The following is an 18,187-nucleotide window of genomic DNA, read 5'->3' on the forward strand; positions in this document are numbered from 1 at the left end:
TTCCGCGAAATCACGCGGATCTCGCGGAGGGATGGCACGGTGCTCCCGCTGGGATTCGAACCCAGACTGAGGCGAGTTTAAGTCGCCTGCCTCTGCCGATTGGGCTACGGGAGCGCGGTGCCGACCCGAAGGCCGGCACCGCGTCACAGCATAGGCGCCCTACTTCGCGGCGACGGCCTTGGGTGCCGGCTTCGAGGACTTCGCGACGGGCTTCTTGCCCTCCGGCTTCGCCGGGGCGGCCGGGGCGGCGACCTCGCCGGCCGGCTTCGGACGGGCGGCGAACCGCTCGAACTCGGCGCGGGGGTTCTGAACGGCGCTGAGCGAGACGATGTCGCGGCCGAGCCAGAAGTTGTTCCACCAGCCCCAGAACACGCGGAACTTGCGCTCCCAGGTGGGCATCGCGAGGCCGTGGTAGCCACGGTGCGCGAACCAGGCGAGGAGGCCCGTGATCGCGATCTTGCCCGACTGGAACGCGCCGGAGCCGATACCGAGACCGGCGACCGCGCCCAGGTTCTTGTGGATGTAGTCCTTCGGCTCCTCGCCGCGGAGGACCGCCACGATGTTCTTCGCCATGAGCTTGCCCTGACGCACGGCGTGCTGGGCGTTCGGCACGCAGTAGCCGCCGACCCCGCCGCCGGTGAGGTCGGGGACCGCGGCGATGTCGCCGGCCGCCCAGGCGTCGGGAACGATGTCGTCCTCGTCGCCCACCCGCAGGTCGGGGCGCGCCTTGATGCGGCCGCGCTCCTCGACGGGCAGGTCGCTCGTGCGCACGATGGCCGGATTCGCCATGACACCTGCGGTCCACACGATGAGGTCGGTCTCGAAGGTCTCGCCGGTCGAGAGCTCGATCCGGCCGTCGACCGCGCTCGTGAGCTGCGTGTCGAGGTGGATCTCGGCGCCGCGCTGAGCCAGGTGCTTGATGACCCAGTGGCTCGTCGGCAGCGACACCTCGGGCATGATGCGGCCCATCGCCTCGATGAGGTGGAAGTGGGTGTCGTCGAACGAGAGCTGCGGGTAGAACTCGAGCAGCGCGCTCGCGAAGGAGCGGAGCTCGGCGAACACCTCGATGCCGGCGAAGCCGCCGCCGACCACGACGACGGTGAGCAGGCGATCACGCTCGGGGCCGGCCGGCAGGTTCGCGGCCTTGTCGAAGTTCGTGAGCAGGCGGTCGCGGATCGCGACGGCCTCTTCGATCGTCTTGAGGCCGTACGCCCGGTCGGCGACGCCGGGGATCGGGAAGGTGCGCGAGACGGCACCGCCGGTGACCACGACGACGTCGTAGTCGAACTGCCACGGCTCGCCCGCCTCGGGCGTGATGGTCGCGGTCTTCGACGCGTGGTCGATGCCGGTCACCTTCGCCGTGATGACGTTGGTCTTCTTCAGGTGACGACGCAGCGACACCACCGAGTGGCGGGCCTCGATCGAACCCGCGGCCACCTCGGGGAGGAAGGGCTGGTAGGTCATGTACGGCAGCGGGTCGACGACGGTCACCTCGGCTTCGCCGGGTCGCAGCCACTTCTCGAGCTTCCACGCCGTGTAGAACCCCGCATAGCCGCCACCGACGATCAGAATCTTGGGCACGGTGAATGGACTCCTTGGATCTGTGATGCCTGCGTGCCTACGCGTCGGACCGCGTGGAACGCCTGATGTGCCGAGTGGCGCCGATGCCCAACAGCGCTGCTAGCGTACCAAACCCGGCGACCAGCGAGAGCGGCACCGTGATATAAGACAATGTCCACGGCGTCGGCAGCAGGGTCTTCGCGCTGTCGGCACGGGGCGGCGGCGGGTCGGCGATCGGCACGATCTCCTGGTCGTCCGTGCTCTCCGAGCCCTCCTGGTCCGGGAGGTCGGCGCGCCGATGGACTCGGATCCACTCCTCGAGGCTGCCCAGCGGATTCTGCTCCACCGCCTCGACCTCGGCCGTGAGCGCCGCGACCGGATCGATGATGCCGTACCCGTACAACGGCCCGGGCACCTCCTCGCCCTTGGGGTCGGCGGTGCGGATGACGCGGTTGATCACGTTCGCGGCATCCAGCTCGGGATACTCGGCGCGCACGAGCGCGACGAGCCCCGACACGAGCGGTGCCGCGGCACTGGTCCCGGACCATACGACGTGGCTGCCGTCGGGGAGCACGCCCACGAGGTCCTCGCTCGGTGCGGCGACGGCGATCGTGATGCCCTGGGAGCTCGCGTCGAAGCTCGCATTCTGGTCGCGGTCCACGCCGGCGACGGCGAGCACGCCCGGGATGGTCGCGGGCGCGCCGACCTGGGTGGTCCCCGACCCGCGGTTGCCTGCCGCCGCGACGACCACCACATCGTGCTCGAACGCGTAGAGGAATGCCTCGTCCCAGCTCTCCGGCCAGTCCGGGGTGTTCCGCGTGAGCGACATGTTGATCACGTCGGCCCCGTTGTCGACGGCCCACACGACGGCCTCGGCGATCTGCTCGTCGTTGGTCTTCTCGGCCCCGGTCTCGAGGCCGAAGGCGACCGATGCCGTCAGCAGGTCGGCGTCGGGTGCGACGCCGATCACGCCGTTGCCCTCGCCGGTGCCTCGACCGGCGAGCAGCGACGCGACCATCGTGCCGTGCTCATCCTCCTCGCCGACGGGCGTCTGGCCGTCGGGCGAGCCGATGCCCGAGACATCCGTACCCCCGATCACGACGCCCTGCAGCTCGGCGACGTCGCCGTTCACGCCGGTGTCGATGATCGCGACGGTCACGCCGTCGCCGCGCGACGTCGTCCACGCCTGCGTGAAGCCGTAGTCGGTGAGCCAGTACTCGAGGTCCCTGACCGTGTCGGCCTGAGCCGGCGCGGCCCCGGAGAGCGCGAGCACTCCGACGACGAGTGCGCCGACGCCTGCACGGACGACCTGCCGGCGGCGCGCGAGCCTCGACGACCGCTCAGGTCGCCGGACGCGGCGGCTGCGCGTCGGACTCACGCGGGCGCCTCCTCGACGTCGTCGACGCCGTAGTCGGGACACCGGCAGACATCGGGCGACCAGGTCGACCGCTCGAGCGCGAGGTCGCCGATCGGGTTCACCCCGGGGCCGGCGGCGAGTGCGTGACCGGCGAGCGCGTGCAGGCACTTGACCCGGGTCGGCATGCCGCCCGCCGACACGCCGGCGATCTCGTCGACCACGCCGAACATCGCCCGGTCGGCGAGGTACTGCTCGTGCGCGCCGCGATACGCCTCACGGAGCTCCGGATCCTCGGCGAGCAGCCCGGTGAACTCGACCATGAGCTGCGCCGCCTCGAGGAACGACATCGCGGCCGTCGCCACCGGATGCGTCAGGTAGTAGAAGGTCGGGAACGGCGTGCCGTCCGAGAGCCGCGGGCGCGTCGAGACGACCGTGGGCGCTCCGCACACGCAGCGCGCCGCGATGCCCACGACGTCGCGCGCGGGTCGGCCGAGCTGCGCCGACACGATCCGCAGGTCGCGGTCGGTCACGGGTTCGAACGGCGGGCGGGTCATCGGTTCCCCTCGTCGGCGGGCTGGTCGGACGGATCGGGTTCGGTGCCGGCCGGCTCGGGCGCCGTCGCCGCGCCATCCGTCGCACTCGGAGCGAGCCCGGCGGTCATCACCGATCGGAGCATGGTCTGCATCCAGTCGCCTCGCGCCTCGGTCACCTCGGCGGACACCGCGCGGTCTGCGGAGACCGCGGCGGCCGGATCGCGGTCGTCGATGACGAGGTAGCTGATCTCGCCCGGAAGCACGTAGTACAGACGCTCGCGGGCCTGGGTCACGATGAAGGTCTCGTCGTTCCATCGCTCGCGTTCGTCGGTGAGGCGCGCGACCTCGGCCTCCTGGCGGGCAACGTCGGCCTTCAACTCGGCGATCTGCTGTCGCTGCGCCGCGTACGCCGCGATGCTCGGCGCGAGCACGACCACGGCGAGCACGAGGACGCCCATCATGATGATCGAGAACCCCGAGAACCGGATGCCGGCGAGCCAGGTCTCCGCGACCTGGCGGATCGACGGACGCGGCGCGCGCTTGGAACCGGCGGGCTTGGAACCGGCGGGCTCCGAACGCGTGGGCCTCGAGTTCGCGCGCGGCGGCTTGCCCGCCTTCGGCGTCGCCGACGCCCGGCTCGCGACCGTCGGGTTCGCGACACCGGAATCCGTTCGCCCAGGACGGGAGGGACGACGTGCAGCGTTCATCGTCCTCCTCACCTCCTGGAAACGACCGACGGGGGCGGCCACCGGCCACCCCCGTCGTGCGTCTCAGGTACGCGTCACGCCGTGAAGCGCGGGAATGCCGAGCGGCCCGCGTACTCCGCGGCCTCGCCGAGCTCTTCTTCGATCCTCAGAAGCTGATTGTACTTGGCCACTCGCTCGGACCTGGCGGGCGCGCCCGTCTTGATCTGACCGCAGTCGGTCGCGACGGCGAGGTCGGCGATCGTCGTGTCCTCGGTCTCGCCCGAACGGTGCGAGAGCACGGCGGTGTAGCCGGCGCGCTGCGCGAGCTTGACCGCGTCGAGCGTCTCGGTGAGCGTGCCGATCTGGTTCACCTTCACGAGGATCGAGTTGCCGGCGTGCTTCGCGATGCCGTCGGCGAGGCGCGCCGGGTTGGTGACGAACAGGTCGTCGCCGACGAGCTGCAGCTTCGAACCGAGCTCGGAGGTGAGCGTCGCCCAGCCCTCCCAGTCGTCCTCGGCCAGCGGGTCCTCGATGGAGACGAGCGGGTACGCGGCGGCGAGCTCGGCGTAGTACGCGCTCATCTCGGCTGCGGTGCGATCCTGTCCCTCGAAGCGGTAGACGCCGTTCTCGAAGAACTCGGTCGACGCGACGTCGAGGCCGAGCGCGATGTCGGTGCCGAGCGTGAAGCCGGCCGTGCCGATCGCCTCGGCGATGAGGTCGAGCGCCGCGCGGTTGTTCTCGAGGTCGGGGGCGAAGCCGCCCTCGTCGCCGAGGCCCGTCGAGAGGCCCTTCGACTTCAGCAGGCTCTTCAGCGCGTGGTACGTCTCGACGCCCCAGCGGAGGCCCTCGGAGTAGGTGGGCGCGCCCACCGGGAGGACCATGAACTCCTGGATGTCGACGCCGGTGTCGGCGTGCGCGCCGCCGTTGATGATGTTCATCATCGGAACGGGGAGCACGTGCGCGTTCGGGCCGCCGAGGTAGCGGAAGAGCGGCAGGTCGGCCGAGTCGGCCGCGGCCTTCGCGACCGCGAGGCTGACGCCGAGGATCGCGTTGGCGCCGAGACGGCTCTTGTTGTCGGTGCCGTCGGCCTCGATGAGGGCGGCGTCGACGACGCGCTGGTCGGCGGCGTCGAGGTCTTCGATGGCCGGGCCGAGCTCGTCGAGCACGGCGTCGACGGCCTTCTGCACGCCCTTGCCGAGGTAGCGGTCGGCCTCGCCGTCGCGCAGCTCGTACGCCTCGAACGCGCCGGTCGACGCCCCCGAGGGCACCGCGGCCCGCGAGACGGTCCCGTCGTCGAGGAGGACCTCGACCTCGACCGTGGGGTTGCCGCGCGAATCCAGGATCTCCCGTGCGCCGACAGCTTCGATGAATGCCACAGTGAACTCCTCTGTGATGGGGATGTGCGAGGACGACTCCGTCGTTGCCCGCACGACAGTCTAGGACCCCGGTTCCGAGGGCCGCTCGCGTATGTCGGCGCAGCCGGCGCTACTCGCCGAGGTCGCGGAAGGCGAGCGACGCGGCATCCGTCGTCTCGGCGTCGACGGGCGCCCAGGCGTCGAAGCCGTCCGCGGTCACGCGCTCGAGCAGCCCCCGGAGGTTCTTCACGCGCCGCTCGAACCGCACGCGCATGCCGGATGCCACGAGCTCGTGCTTGAGCGCGAGCAGCGAGGCCGGCTCGAGGTCGGCGTCGTGCACGAGCACGACCGAGCGCGGACGGCCCTCGTCGCGTACGGCGAGCAGGTCGACGATGCGCTCGAAGCCGATCGAGAACCCGCACGCGGGCACCTCGTGCCCGAGGAAGCGGCCGATCATGTGGTCGTAGCGTCCGCCGCCGCCGAGCGAGTAGCCGTGGTCGGGGTGCGCGATCTCGAAGATCGTGCCGGTGTAGTAGCCCATGCCGCGCACGAGCGTCGGGTCGAAGTCGACGGGGGTGCCCGGCACGGCGGCGCGGAGCGCCATGAGCTCCCGGTAGGCGTCGAGGTCGAGCCAGGCGGGCGGCGGCACGACGCCGTCGGCGAGGTGCCAGTCTGCGGTCGCGAGCTGGCGCAGCTCGTCCGCGACGTCCGCCCTTTCGACGCCCAGCGTCGCGAGCTCGGCCGCGACGCCGTCGGGCCCGATCTTGTCGAGCTTGTCGATCGTGATGAGCGCTCGCTCGCGGAGCTCGTCGGGCACGCCCCACGAGCCCAGGATGCCGGCGAGGATGCGCCGGTCGTTCAGGCGGATGCGGCAGCCCTCGAGCCCGAGCGCGTCGAGCGCGCCGACGGTCGCGGTCAGCAGCTCGAGCTCGGCGAGCGGCCCGGCCTCGCCGATGATGTCGATGTCGCACTGCACGAACTGCCGGTACCGGCCCTTCTGCGGGCGCTCGGCGCGCCACACGGGCGCGATCTGGATGGCGCGGAAGACCGGCGGCAGCGCGGCGCGGTGCGTCGCGTAGAACCGGGCGAGCGGCACGGTGAGGTCGTAGCGCAGGCCGAGGTCGGCGAGCGAGAGGGCGTCGCCGGATGCGGCGGCCGCCGCCAGGTCGTCTGCGGTGATGCCTCGCTTCATGACGGCGAACGCGAGTTTCTCGTTGTCGCCGCCGAGGCCGGCGTGCAGCCGGGCCGAGTCCTCCATGACGGGGGTCTCGATCTCGTCGAACCCATGGGTCGCGTACACCCCGCGGATCACCGAGAGCGCGTGCTCGCGGCGGGCCTTCTCGGCGGGCAGGAAGTCGCGCATGCCGCGCGGGGGCGTCACGGTCTGGGCCATGCGCTCCATTCTTCCAGCAGCGGATGCCCCGCCCGAACGCGGCGCGGAACGCTCGGTCGCCCGCCGGCTCCACCGTTCCGGACGGAGTTCTCCACATGCTGGCGATCCGCGGCCACACCCGGTCGCGGCCTCGCTAGGCTCGCGTCTCGTCGGCGCCGCGCCGACCCGAGGGAGGTCGGATGGCGGGCATCGAGGTTTCCGGGGTTTCTCGCGCGTTCGGCGACGTGCGCGCCGTTCGGAACCCGACATTCACGGTCGAGCCCGGCCACGTGGCGGGACTCATCGGGCCGAACGGCGCGGGCAAGACCACGCTGCTGCTCATGCTCGCCTCGCTGCTCCGGCCCGACGCGGGCACGATCCGCATCGCGGGCTTCGACCCGGCGGCCGATCCGGCCGAGGTCCGGGCCCGCATGGGCTGGATGCCCGACCTGCTCGGCTCATGGGCCTCGCTCACGGTGCGGGAGGCGCTCGTGATCAGTGCCCGCATGTACGGTCGCTCGACGGCCACCGCGAGGTCGCGTGCCGACGAACTCATCGAGCTCGTCGACCTCGACGAGCTCGCGGATCGCCCCACCCGAGTGCTCTCGCGCGGGCAGAAGCAGCGACTGAGCCTCGCCCGCGCCCTGGTCCACGACCCGGAGGTCCTGCTGCTCGACGAGCCCGCCTCGGGCCTCGATCCGGTCGCGCGGGCCGGGCTCAGGGCGCTCGTCCGCCGTCTCGCATCCGAGGGCCGGACGGTGCTCGTCTCGAGCCACGTCCTGGCCGAGCTCGAGGAGATGGCCGACCAGGCCGTCTACCTCTCCCGCGGCGTGACGGCGGCCGCCGACGAGATCGCCCGCGCGGCAGGCACCGCGCGCGACTGGCGGCTGCGATCGCTCGACCTCGAACGACTCCGGACGGCGCTCGACGCGGCCGGGTGGGGCGAGGTGGCCCGCATCGACAACCTGGGCGCCGTCGTCCCGCTCGCGTCGGAGGCCGACGCCGCGCAGCTCATCGCCCACCTCATCGGGTCCGGGGTGCCGGTCTCGTCGTTCGCCCCCGCGGTCGGCGACCTCGAGCACGTGTTCCTCGATCTCAGCCGCAACGGGGAGGAGGACGCATGACCGGCTTCCTGCAGGGCCTCTGGCTCGTCGTGACGCTCGACCTGCGCCAGCGTGTGCGCACCGTCGCCTGGTACGTGCTCCTCGGCGTGTTCGTGGTGCTCGTCGCCGGCGTCACCGTGCTGCTGGTGCTGGCGACGAACGCGTTCCTCGACGGCGGCGGCGGGGTCTTCTCGTCGATCGTCTTCTTCGTGCTGCTGCTCGGCACGCTCGTCTCCCCCGCGCTCAGCGCGAACGCGATCAACGGCGAGCGCGACGCGGGCACGCTCGCCACGACACAGGTGACGCTCGTCACGACGACCCAGATCGTGCTCGGCAAGTGGATCGCGGCGTGGATCACGGCGCTCGCGTTCCTCGCGGCGGCCCTGCCCTTCCTCATCTTCGCGGTCGCGCTCGGCGAGGTGCCGGCCCCGACGATCCTCGTCTCGACGCTCGTCACGGCGCTCGAGCTCGGGGTGGTCGCCGCGATCGGCGTCGGGCTCTCCGGCCTGTTGAACCGCCCGCTCTTCTCGGTCGCGGTGACCTACCTCCTCGTCGCCGCGCTCTCGATCGGCACGCTCATCGCGTTCGGCCTCGGCGGCGCGTCGGTGCAGTCCGAGGTGCGCAGCACGAACCACTACGTCGACTGGACGGCGGTCGAGCGCGACGGCGTGCCGCCCGGGGAGGAACCGCCCTGCCTCCCGCCGCAGACGTGGAGCTACGACGTGCCGCGGTTCGACCACGTGTGGGGCTTCCTCGCCGCGAACCCGTACGTCGTCGTGGCGGATTCCGCGCCGGCCGGCTTCGACTCGCACGGCACGCCGACCGACCTGTTCACGTGGATCGCGGTCGGCGTGCGCCAGGCCCAGCACGCTCCCGAGCTCGAGGTCGAGTTCGACGAGTGCGCGAACTGGACCCCCAGCGGCGCGGTCATCGACGACGACACGGAGACGGCGGAGGCCGTCTACGAGCGCTCGGTGCCGTCGTGGTTCGTCGGCCTCGCCATCCACCTCCTGCTGGCGGCCGCCGCACTCGCATGGGCGATACGGCGCACGGCGACGCCGGCGCATCGAATCCCGCGGGGCAGCCGCATCGCCTGATCCGCCGCCCCGCACGGCCGGACGTGCGTGCGGGGTCCCGATTCGATTCAGGCCTCGGCGGCCCGAACGTCCTCCTGCACCGCCCGGATCGCGCCGCGAAGCGCGCGCTCGGCGTCGAGCCCCTGTGCTCGTGCGGAGGCGACCAGGGCCATGAGGGTGTCGCCGAGCTCGGCCTCGGTGGACGGCGCGGACGAGGCATCCGTCGCCGCCCTGGTCACGCCGACCTTCTCGGCCTTGCCGAGCAGCTTCTGCGCGAGCGCGAGCGCGGGCATGCCCTGCGGGACGCCGTCGAGCACGCTCGTGCGGTGCGGCTTCTCGCTGGCCTTCAGGTCGTCCCAGAAGGCGACGACGTCGGCCGCGGTCTCGGCCTCGCGGTCGCCGAAGACGTGCGGATGACGCGCCACCATCTTCGCGGTCATGTGGCGGGCGACGTCGTCGATGTCGAAGTCCTCGCCCGGCGTGTGCGCGGCGAGGTCGGCGTGGAAGAGCACCTGGTAGAGCACGTCGCCGAGCTCCTCGATCATCTCCTCGCGACTGCCCGACTCGATCGCGTCGATCAACTCCCAGCACTCCTCCACGAGGTACTGCACGAGCGACTCGTGGGTCTGGTCGGCGTCCCAGGGGCACCCGCCGGGCGCGCGCAGGAGGGCGACGGTCTCGACGAGCTCCGCCAGTCCGGTCGCGGTGCCGCCGGGCACGATCGGCGCCCGCTCCGCGGCATCCGCCCTCATGCCGCCGCCCGCTCGAGCCTCGCCCATGCGTCCTCCCCAGTCCGTGCTCCGTGACGCGCGACGGTGCCGCGGGCCACGCTGCCATGCTAGGCGCCGATAGGATCGTCCACGGAGTGCCGGGAAGTCTGGTCGGCCGATCCGCGCCCACTGCGCGGTCGCACGTGAAACCCGGCGACCTCGTCGCCAGACAGGGGACCCATGGACGCCCAGACGGGCCGGACTCCCGTGACGGTCCGGCAGTTCGCCGGCGCAGCCGCACGCAACTTCCTCGGCGACGCGCCGCGCTGGTACAAGGCGACCATCGTCGCATTCCTCATCGCCAACCCGCTCGTGCTCCTCGCGTTCGGGCCGTTCGTGACCGGATGGCTCTTCGTCGCCGAGTTCATCTTCACGCTGGCGATGGCGCTGACCTGCTATCCGCTCCAGCCCGGCGGGCTCCTGGCGATCGAGGCGGTCGTCATCGGCATGACGAGCGCCGAGAGCGTGTACCACGAGACGACGCAGAACTTCGCGGTCATCCTGCTGTTGATCTTCATGGTCGCGGGCATCTACTTCATCCGCGAGCTGCTCCTCGTCGTCTTCACCAAGCTGCTCGTCGCCGTGCGCTCGAAGGTGCTGCTCTCGCTCACGTTCGTCGTCGCCGCCGCCGTGCTCTCGGCCTTCCTCGACGCGCTCACCGTGATCGCGGTCGTCATCGCGGTGGCGACCGGCCTGTACTCCGTGTACCACCGGTTCGCGTCCGATCGCGGCTTCGACGACGACCACGACCACGAGGACGACGAGCTCGTCAACGACCCGCACCGCGGTGACCTCGAGCGGTTCCGGCTCTTCCTGCAGAACCTGATGATGCACGCCGCCGTCGGCACCGCCCTCGGCGGGCTCGCCACCCTCGTCGGCGAACCGCAGAACCTCGTCATCGGCGAGCTGCTCGGCTGGGGCTTCATGGACTTCTTCGTCCACATGCTGCCCATCTCGCTCCCCGTCTTCGTCGTCGGCCTCGGCACGACGCTCCTCCTCGAGCGCACGCGCTGGTTCGGGTACGGCGCCGAGCTGCCGGCATCCGTCCGCGAGGTCATGGAGCGCTGGGACCGCCGCGAGTCCGCGCGGCACGACCCGCGTCGCCGCGCCCGCCTGGTGGTTCAGGGCGTCACGGCGCTGCTGCTGGTCGCCGCGCTCGCGTTCCACCTCGCCGAGGTCGGCCTCATCGGGCTCATGGTGATCGTGCTCGTCACGGCCTTCAACGGCGTCATCAGCGAGCACCGGCTCGGGCGGGCCTTCCAGGACGCGCTGCCGTTCGCGGCACTGCTCGTCACGTTCTTCGCGATCGTCGCGATGATCAACGACCAGGGGCTCTTCACGCCCCTCATCGAGTTCGACCTCGCGCAGCAGGGTCAGCAGCAGCTGACCTTCCTGTTCCTGCTGACCGGCGCGCTCTCGGCGATCAGCGACAACGTGTTCGTCGCCACGGTCTACATCACCGAGGTCGCGAGCGCCTTCGACGCCGGCGTGATCACGCGCGCCCAGTACGAGGCGCTCGCGGTGACGGTCAACGCGGGCACGAACGTGCCGAGCATCGCCACGCCGAACGGGCAGGCGGCGTTCCTGTTCCTGCTGACGTCGGCGCTCGCGCCGCTCATCCGGCTCGGGTACGTGCGGATGCTGTGGATGGCCCTGCCGTACACGATCACCCTGACCACGACGGCGCTGCTCGCGATCACCTACCTGCTCTGAGCCCCGCCCCTCCCGCCCGTCCGGTCCGCTCCGGGCCGGAACGGCGGGTCGGATAGGCTGGAGTGCGAGCGGCCGGCGGAACGCCGCGCGCTCGACGACCACGACGCCGTCCGTCACGAACCCGGAGGAGCGCCGACGACTCCCCCGGCGCCGTCCGACCTGGAGCCACATGAACCTCCTCCGTTCCGAACGCCTCGCCTCCGTGCTGCTGCTCACCGCCGCCGTGCTCGGACTCGTCATCGCGAACCTGCCGTTCGGTCCATCCGTGATCGCGCTGATGGACGTGCACATCGACATGCCGTGGATCGGCCTCGACCTGTCGACCGACCACTGGATCAGCGACGGCCTGCTCGCGATCTTCTTCTTCGTCGTGGCGGTCGAGCTGAAGCGCGAGCTCGTGATCGGCGAACTGAACTCGTTCTCGAAGGCGCTGCTGCCCACGATCGCGGCCATCGGCGGCGTCATCGTGCCGGCGCTCATCTACCTGGCGTTCACCGTCGGCACCGACACCACCGAGGGCTGGCCGATCCCGACCGCAACCGACATCGCCTTCGCCCTCGGCGTCCTCGCGGTGTTCGGACGCTGGATCCCGACGCGCGTGCGCGTCTTCCTGCTGGCGCTGGCCGTCATCGACGACCTCATCGCGATCCTCCTCATCGCGTTCTTCTTCACCGCCGATGCAGACCTGGCGTCGCTCGGATTCGCCGCGATCGCCGCCGCGCTCTTCGGTGCGGTGAGCCGGCTGCTGAAGCCGCGCGCCGAGTGGATCCTCAAGCGTCGTCCGCAGTGGCCCGTGATGGTCGCCCTCTGGGTGCTCGCCGTGCTCACGTGGTACTTCGTCTACCAGTCGGGCGTGCACGCGACCATCGCGGGCGTCGTGCTCGGCCTGGTCATGGCCAGGCGCCCCGCCGGTCGTGCGGCGCACGACCTCGAACCGGTCTCGAACGGCGTCGTGTTGCCGCTGTTCGCCTTCTCGGCGGCGATGGTCGTCATCCCCTACGTGCACCCGCGCGAGTTCGACCCCGCGTTCTGGGGCATCCTCGTGGGGCTGCCGGTCGGCAAGATCGTGGGCATCATCGTCGCGGGTGGCCTGGGGCTGCTCGTCGCACGTAGACGGTCGGGCGTTCCGCTCACGATCGGCGACCTGGCGACGGTCGGCGCGCTCGGCGGCATCGGCTTCACGGTGTCCCTGCTCATGAACGAACTGGCGTTCGTGGGGAAGCCGGAGGTCATCGACCTCGGCACCCTGGCCGTCCTCCTCGGCTCCGGCATCTCGATGGTCGTCTCCGCGATCCTCGTGTCGGTGCGCTCGCGCCAGTACCGTGCCGCCGGCGCACAGCCCGGCACGGGCGGTGCGTTCGCACACTGATCCGGGCGGCGTCGGAGGTTCGCTCCAGACGTTGCCGAGCGTGGAACCCCGGCCGGGCGGGTCGCGGTCGCGCGCTCAGTGCACGAACGCGAGCAGACCTCCGATCGCGATGAAGAGCACTCCGAACGTCACGTCGATCGTCCGCTGTCCCCTCCGCGACCGGGTGAACCGCCGCATGCCGTGCGCGGCGATCGCGAAGAAGCCCCACATCACGATGACGTCCACCGCGACCACCGTGGCGGCGACGATCGCGTACTGGGGCGGCAGCGGCAAGTCGGGTCGGATGAACTGCGGCAGGAACGCGAGGAAGAACACGATCGCCTTGGGATTGAGCAGGTTCACCCACATCCCCCTCCGGAACATCGACCAGCGCGACTCGGCCGGAGGCGGCGATGTCGCGGCGTTCGGACCGTCGACGGAATCGACGTCGGGCTCGTCGGGCTCGTCGTCCTCACCGGGGTCGACGGGCTTGCGCAGGATCTGCCGCACCCCGAGGTAGACGAGGTACGCGGCTCCGGCGTAGCGGATGACCTCGAAGGTCACGGGCGAGTTCGCCACCAGCACCCCCACGCCGAGCGCGACGATCGCGATGTGCACGACCAGCGCGGCCTGCTGGCCGAGGATGCCCCAGATGGAGCGGCGGAAGCCGTGGCTCAGCGCGTTTCCCATCGTGTTGATCGCCCCGGCACCGGGGGTGAAGCTGATCGCGAAGCACGCGGCGAGCAGCGTGATCCAGAGCGAGAACGGCACCGCGACGGCCCTCGGTCACGCGTCAGCCGGCGGTCGCCGGCGTGCCTTCGGCCGGTGCGACCGGCTGCTCGGTCGGGAAGATCACGCCGATCAGGTTCGACACCCACTCGATGAGGTCGGCGTCTCCCGGTGCCTCGCCGCCAGGCGTCGGGAACGGCACCAGGATCACGTCGTTCTGCGGGAACAGCTTCGCGCCCGGGTACATGCGCTCGAGCCTCACGCGACGCGAGTCGGGGAGCTTCGCGGGCGCGATGCGCAGCTTCGACCCCGTTGCGATGACGTCGGAGAGCCCGGCGAGCTGCGCGGTTCGGCGCAGGCGCGAGACCGCGACGAGGTGCTCGACCGACTCGGGCAGGTCGCCGTACCGGTCGACGAGTTCCTCGACGACGAGGTCGATCTGGCCGTCCTTGGCGGCCGGCCCGCTTGCGGCCGAGAGCTTCTGGTAGGCCTCGAGCCGCAGTCGCTCGCTGTCGACGTAGTCTTCGGGGATGTGCGCATCGACCGGCAGCTCGAGCCGCAGCTCGGTCTGGCCCTCGGCGACCTCGCCGCGGAACGCGTTCACGGCCTCGCCGATCATGCGCAGGTAGAGGTCGAAGCCGACGCCCGCGATGTGCCCGGCCTGCTCGGCGCCGAGCAGGTTGCCGGCGCCGCGGATCTCGAGGTCCTTCAGCGCGACCTGCATGCCGCTGCCGAGCTCGTTGTTCGCCGCGATCGTCGACAGCCGGTCGTGCGCGGTCTCGGAGAGCGGCTTGGCCGGGTCGTACAGGAAGTAGGCGTAGGCGCGCTCCCGACCACGGCCCACGCGGCCCCGGAGCTGGTGCAACTGCGAGAGGCCGTACTTGTCGGCACGGTCGATGATGATCGTGTTCGCGTTGGAGATGTCGAGGCCGGTCTCGATGATGGTCGTCGAGACGAGCACGTCGAACTTGCGCTCCCAGAAGTCGACGACGATCTGCTCGAGCACGTGCTCGTTGAGCTGGCCGTGCGCGACCGCGATGCGGGCTTCGGGCACGAGTTCGGCGAGCTGCGCCGCGACGCGGTTGATCGAGGAGACCCGGTTGTGCACGAAGAACACCTGGCCCTCGCGGAGCATCTCGCGGCGGATGGCGGCGGCGACCTGTTGGTCGGTGTAGGGCCCGACGAACGTGAGGATCGGGTGGCGGTCCTCCGGTGGCGTGGCCAGGGTCGACATCTCGCGGATCCCGGTGACGGCCATCTCGAGCGTGCGCGGGATCGGCGTGGCGCTCATGGCGAGGATGTCGACGTTCGTCTTGAGCCTCTTCAGCGCGTCCTTGTGCTCGACGCCGAAGCGCTGCTCCTCGTCGATGATCAGCAGGCCCAGGTCCTTGAACGCGATGTCCTCGGTCAGGATCCGGTGCGTGCCGATCACCATGTCGACCGTGCCGTCGGCGAGGCCGGCGATGGTCTCGCGCACCTCCTTGTCGGTCTGGAACCGGCTGAGCGCGCGCACGTGGACCGGGAACCCGGCGAAGCGCTCCGAGAACGTCTCGACGTGCTGCCGGACCAGGAGGGTGGTGGGCACGAGCATCGCCACCTGCTTGCCGTCCTGGATCGCCTTGAACGCCGCACGCACGGCGACCTCGGTCTTGCCGAAGCCGACATCGCCCGCGAGCAGCCGGTCCATCGGGATCGGCCGCTCCATGTCGGCCTTCACCTCGTCGATCGTCTGCAGCTGGTCGGGCGTCTCGGCGAAGGGGAACGCCTCCTCGAGTTCGTGCTGCCAGGGCGTGTCCTGACCGAACGCGTGGCCCTTGGCCGCCATCCGCGCCGAGTACAGCTTCACGAGCTCCACGGCGATGTCGCGGACGGCCTTGCGTGCGCGCGACTTCGCCTGCGACCAGTCGCTGCCGCCCATCTTCGACAGGCTCGGCGCCTCGCCGCCGACGTAGCGGCTGAGCAGGTCGAGCTGGTCCATCGGCACGTAGAGGCGGTCGCCGGCCTGGCCGCGCTTCGACGGCGCGTACTCGAGCACGACGTACTCGCGCACCGTCTTCGGCGCCTGCTGGATGCCGGCGGTTCGGCTCGGTCCGGTCGGCCGGGAGCCGGCCGCCACCTCGCGCTGCACGAGCTCGACGAAGCGCCCGATGCCGTGCGTGGAGTGCACGACGTAGTCGCCGGCCTTGAGCTGGAGCGGGTCGACGACGTTGCGACGGCGGCTCGCGAGCTTCTTGACCTGACGCGTGTCGTATCCGGCCGAACGACCGTAGAACTCGGCCTCGGCGATGAGCCCGACCTTGGCCTCGGGCACTTCGAACCCGGCCGCGGCCTGTGCCTGCACGAGGAACGCGACGCCGGGTTCGAGCTCGTCGGGCACGGAGTCGACGATGCGGCCGGCGAGCCCGTGCTCGGCGAGCACGTCGCGCGCGCGCTCGACGAGGCCGTGCCCGGCGGCCGCGACGACGAGGCTCCAGCCGTCGCGGAGCCGTTCGCCGACGTGCGCGACCGCGCCCTCGACGTTGCCCTGGAAGCTCGGCACGGTGGTGGCTGCGACGCGGACGTAGGAGGCATCCGCCCCGCCTGCCGTCTCGCCGACGGCCTCGGCCGCGTCGCCCTGGTCGAAGCTCGAGAAGGTCCACCACACGCGGTCGGGGTCGGCTGCCCCCGGCGCGCTGAACAGCACCGATTCGCGCAGCGCGCGGAGGGTCAGGAAGTCGCCGGCGGCGAGGTCGATCGGGGCTGCGGCGCCCGCCGTCGCGGCGTCCCACGCTGCCGCGAGGAACTCGCGGTTCGTCTCGCCGAGGCTGACCGCGCGACCCGCGACGCGCTCGGGCCCGACGACCGCCACCGCGGCGCCCTCGGGCAGGTAGGACGTGACCGGCACGAGCCGCTCGAGCAGGGCCGGTGCGAGCGATTCCATGCCCTCGACGGGGATGCCCTCGGCGATGCGCTCGAGCATGCCCGAGAGGTTGGGGAACTCGTGCACCATCTCGCGAGCGCGTTGGCGCACGGGTTCGGTGAGGAGCAGCTCGCGGCTCGGCGCGAGGAGGACCCGCTCGACCCGATCGGGCAGCGAGCGCTGGTCGGCGACCGAGAACGCCCGGAGTTCCTCGACCTCGTCGCCGAAGAAGTCGACGCGGACCGGGTGGTCGGCCGTCGGCGGGAACACGTCGAGGATGCCGCCGCGCACGGCGAACTCTCCCCGGCGCGACACCATGTCGACGCGCGCGTAGGCGAGGTCGACCAGGCGCACGGCGATGTCGGAGAGGTCGTGCCCGCGACCGCCCTCGACGAGCTCGAGGGGGGCGAGGTCGGCGAGGTTGTCGGCGACGGGCTGCAGTGCGGCGCGCACCGATGCGACAACGACCAGCGGATGCCTCGTGCCCTCGCCGCTCCACGCCGCGATCCGCCGGATCGCGTGCAGGCGGCGGCCGACCGTTTCGGCGCTCGGGCTGAGCCGCTCGTGCGGGAGCGTCTCCCAGGCTGGGAACTCGAGGATCTCGGCGTCGTCGAGGTACGGCGCGAGCGAACTGCGCAACGCCTCGCCCTCGCGGCTCGTCGCCGTGACGACGAAGAGCACCGGCGGGTGGCCGTTCGCGGCGCGTCGGCCGAGCAGGCCGGCGAGGAGCGGCGCGTCGAGCCCTGCGGGCGCTGAGAAGTCGGCGTTCCGCTCGGCCTCCGCGAGGGCTCGATCGATCGTGGAGGCGCGCGAAAGCGCCGTGTTCAAGCCCTGCAGGATCACCGGAGCAGTCTACGCGCGCCCCCTGACACCGCCGCCGGACGTGCGGACGGAGGCGCCGCACGGCGGCCGGGTGCCTGCCGGTCGGCGGCCGCCGATAGCATGGTCGCCGCCCACTCCCTCAGGAAGGACCACCGCATGATCATCGCCGCCGCCGACGGCTCCGCCCTCGGCAACCCCGGCCCGGCGGGCTGGGCCTGGTACGTCTCCGACGACTGCTGGGCGGCGGGCGGATGGCCCCGCGCGACGAACAACCAGGGCGAGCTGACCGCGGTGCTCGAGCTGTTCCGCGCGACCGCCCACCTCGACGACGAGCTGCTCGTGCAGTGCGACAGCCAGTACGTGATCAACTCCGTCACGAAGTGGATGGCCGGCTGGAAGCGCAAGGGCTGGCGCAAGGCCGACGGCTCCCCCGTGCTGAACCGCGAGCTGCTCGAGCAGCTCGACGCCGCGATCGCCGGGCGCCGCTACCGCTTCGAGTGGGTCCGCGGCCACGTCGGCCACCCGATGAACGAGGCCGCCGACGAGCGGGCCCGCGCCGTCGCCGAGGCGTACCGCCGCGGCGGCGACATCCCGGTCGGGCCGGGCTGGCTGGGCGACTGCGAGCCGGCGCCGCAGAACGCGGCCGGTGCGCCGCCCGCCACGACCACGGAGCCCCCGGTTCCCGCGGCGGCCGTCATCGCCGATCGGGAGTCCGAGGACGCCGCCCTCTTCGACTTCGACGAGCCCGAGGCCGATTGGCGCACGCTCTCGCTCGAACTGACCACCGAGGAGCACACCCGCCTGGTCGAGCGCGCTCGCGCGGCCGGGCTCACCCCGGAGGAGTTCCTCCGCGGCCTCATCTGA

14 protein-coding genes and 1 tRNA gene are annotated in these 18,187 nt (G+C 71.4%); 5 read left to right on the forward strand and 10 right to left on the reverse strand.

What is annotated here, in order from left to right; translation table 11 throughout:
• Positions 1-40: 40 nt before the first annotated feature.
• From ACSJD1_RS09735 to hisS, 7 genes are all read right to left on the reverse strand, one after another.
• Positions 41-114, reverse strand: a tRNA-Leu gene (locus ACSJD1_RS09735).
• A gap of 45 nt (positions 115-159) precedes the next feature.
• On the reverse strand, positions 160-1,581 hold the full coding sequence (locus ACSJD1_RS09740) for an NAD(P)/FAD-dependent oxidoreductase (RefSeq protein ID WP_438855112.1): 1,422 nt from the start codon (positions 1,579-1,581) through the stop codon (positions 160-162).
• A gap of 37 nt (positions 1,582-1,618) precedes the next feature.
• The gene (locus tag ACSJD1_RS09745; protein ID WP_438855113.1) at positions 1,619-2,938 is read right to left on the reverse strand and encodes a S8 family serine peptidase; all 1,320 of its coding nucleotides are present in this window, start codon (positions 2,936-2,938) and stop codon (positions 1,619-1,621) included.
• Positions 2,935-3,471 carry a DUF501 domain-containing protein gene (locus ACSJD1_RS09750; protein WP_438855114.1) on the reverse strand — a complete coding sequence of 179 codons (537 nt, stop codon included), beginning with the start codon at positions 3,469-3,471 and terminating at the stop codon, positions 2,935-2,937. Before ACSJD1_RS09750 ends, ACSJD1_RS09745 begins: the two co-directional genes overlap by 4 nt.
• On the reverse strand, positions 3,468-4,157 hold the full coding sequence (locus tag ACSJD1_RS09755) for an FtsB family cell division protein (protein ID WP_438855115.1): 690 nt from the start codon (positions 4,155-4,157) through the stop codon (positions 3,468-3,470). Before ACSJD1_RS09755 ends, ACSJD1_RS09750 begins: the two co-directional genes overlap by 4 nt.
• A gap of 74 nt (positions 4,158-4,231) precedes the next feature.
• On the reverse strand, positions 4,232-5,512 hold the full coding sequence (gene eno / locus ACSJD1_RS09760; RefSeq protein WP_438855116.1) for a phosphopyruvate hydratase: 1,281 nt from the start codon (positions 5,510-5,512) through the stop codon (positions 4,232-4,234).
• Positions 5,513-5,621: 109 nt separating this feature from the next.
• Positions 5,622-6,884 (reverse strand): histidine--tRNA ligase, encoded by a 1,263-nt coding sequence (gene hisS, locus ACSJD1_RS09765; RefSeq protein WP_438855117.1) that lies wholly within the window; start codon positions 6,882-6,884, stop codon positions 5,622-5,624.
• 179 nt (positions 6,885-7,063) lie between these two features.
• On the opposite strand from hisS, the gene ACSJD1_RS09770 reads away from it, so the two are divergent.
• Together ACSJD1_RS09770 and ACSJD1_RS09775 are read left to right on the forward strand one after the other, a co-directional pair.
• Entirely contained in the window at positions 7,064-7,987 is a 924-nt protein-coding gene (locus ACSJD1_RS09770; RefSeq protein ID WP_438855118.1) for an ABC transporter ATP-binding protein, read from the forward strand.
• On the forward strand, positions 7,984-9,063 hold the full coding sequence (locus ACSJD1_RS09775) for an ABC transporter permease (RefSeq protein ID WP_438855119.1): 1,080 nt from the start codon (positions 7,984-7,986) through the stop codon (positions 9,061-9,063). The genes ACSJD1_RS09770 and ACSJD1_RS09775 overlap by 4 nt, the downstream gene beginning before the upstream one ends.
• A 47-nt stretch (positions 9,064-9,110) precedes the next feature.
• Here ACSJD1_RS09775 and ACSJD1_RS09780 read toward each other — a convergent pair whose 3' ends face one another.
• A complete protein-coding gene (locus ACSJD1_RS09780; RefSeq protein WP_438855120.1) occupies positions 9,111-9,821 on the reverse strand; it encodes a MazG family protein in 711 nt (236 codons plus the stop codon).
• A gap of 171 nt (positions 9,822-9,992) precedes the next feature.
• Here ACSJD1_RS09780 and nhaB point away from each other — a divergent pair, with 171 nt between their 5' ends.
• Entirely contained in the window at positions 9,993-11,525 is a 1,533-nt protein-coding gene (gene nhaB, locus ACSJD1_RS09785; protein WP_438855121.1) for a sodium/proton antiporter NhaB, read from the forward strand.
• 169 nt (positions 11,526-11,694) lie between these two features.
• The gene (locus ACSJD1_RS09790) at positions 11,695-12,894 is read left to right on the forward strand and encodes a Na+/H+ antiporter NhaA (RefSeq protein WP_438855122.1); all 1,200 of its coding nucleotides are present in this window, start codon (positions 11,695-11,697) and stop codon (positions 12,892-12,894) included.
• Positions 12,895-12,969: 75 nt separating this feature from the next.
• Here the strand turns inward: ACSJD1_RS09790 and ACSJD1_RS09795 are convergent, their stop codons facing one another.
• Together ACSJD1_RS09795 and mfd are read right to left on the reverse strand one after the other, a co-directional pair.
• Complete coding sequence (locus tag ACSJD1_RS09795) at positions 12,970-13,644, reverse strand: LysE family translocator (RefSeq protein WP_438855123.1); 675 nt, start codon at positions 13,642-13,644, stop codon at positions 12,970-12,972.
• Between the two features lie 22 nt (positions 13,645-13,666).
• Positions 13,667-17,344: a transcription-repair coupling factor gene (gene mfd / locus ACSJD1_RS09800; RefSeq protein ID WP_438855124.1), complete on the reverse strand. Its 3,678-nt coding sequence runs from the start codon at positions 17,342-17,344 to the stop codon at positions 13,667-13,669.
• Between the two features lie 135 nt (positions 17,345-17,479).
• On the opposite strand from mfd, the gene ACSJD1_RS09805 reads away from it, so the two are divergent.
• A complete protein-coding gene (locus ACSJD1_RS09805; RefSeq protein ID WP_438855125.1) occupies positions 17,480-18,187 on the forward strand; it encodes an RNase H family protein in 708 nt (235 codons plus the stop codon).

The sequence above is a fragment of the Agromyces excoecariae genome (genome assembly GCF_051715505.1).
GTDB lineage: Bacteria > Actinomycetota > Actinomycetes > Actinomycetales > Microbacteriaceae > Agromyces.

Coding starts and splice junctions, on each gene's coding strand:
- ACSJD1_RS09770 (WP_438855118.1), top strand. CDS start 7,064: ATGGCGGGCATCGAGGTTTCCGGGGTTTCTCGCGCGTTCGGCGACGTG.
- ACSJD1_RS09790 (WP_438855122.1), top strand. CDS start 11,695: ATGAACCTCCTCCGTTCCGAACGCCTCGCCTCCGTGCTGCTGCTCACC.
- hisS (WP_438855117.1), bottom strand. CDS start 6,884: ATGGCCCAGACCGTGACGCCCCCGCGCGGCATGCGCGACTTCCTGCCC.
- ACSJD1_RS09775 (WP_438855119.1), top strand. CDS start 7,984: ATGACCGGCTTCCTGCAGGGCCTCTGGCTCGTCGTGACGCTCGACCTG.
- ACSJD1_RS09780 (WP_438855120.1), bottom strand. CDS start 9,821: ATGGGCGAGGCTCGAGCGGGCGGCGGCATGAGGGCGGATGCCGCGGAG.
- ACSJD1_RS09805 (WP_438855125.1), top strand. CDS start 17,480: ATGATCATCGCCGCCGCCGACGGCTCCGCCCTCGGCAACCCCGGCCCG.
- nhaB (WP_438855121.1), top strand. CDS start 9,993: ATGGACGCCCAGACGGGCCGGACTCCCGTGACGGTCCGGCAGTTCGCC.
- ACSJD1_RS09750 (WP_438855114.1), bottom strand. CDS start 3,471: ATGACCCGCCCGCCGTTCGAACCCGTGACCGACCGCGACCTGCGGATC.
- ACSJD1_RS09755 (WP_438855115.1), bottom strand. CDS start 4,157: ATGAACGCTGCACGTCGTCCCTCCCGTCCTGGGCGAACGGATTCCGGT.